General features: G+C 73.9%; 1 pseudogene. It reads right to left on the minus strand.

Going from position 1 to position 272, the window contains the following annotated elements:
* Nucleotides 1–272 (minus strand): annotated as a pseudogene (locus tag B4920_RS30100) (AMIN domain-containing protein); the annotation flags it as partial.

Raw genomic sequence — 272 nt, forward strand, 5'->3', positions numbered from 1 at the left:
GGCGCCGACGCCGCTGGGGCGGGACGCTCGATCTTCTGGATCAGCTCGCCCAGGGCGTCGTTGACGGCACTGGCCGCGGCCTCCGAGCGCTGGGCCGGCGAGGGCGCTGGTGCCGGGGGCGGCTTGCTGCGCTCGTTGGCCAGGGCCACCAGCGGGTCGGCCGCGAACTTCGGGTACAGGTCGAAGACCAGGCGGTGCTTGTAGGCCGCCACCGGCGCCAGCGTGAAGATCTGCGGCGCCACAGGCTGGCGCAGGTCCAGCACGATGCGCAC

It is taken from the genome of Zoogloea sp. LCSB751 (genome assembly GCF_002028455.1).
In the GTDB taxonomy this organism is placed as follows: Bacteria; Pseudomonadota; Gammaproteobacteria; order Burkholderiales; family Rhodocyclaceae; genus Zoogloea.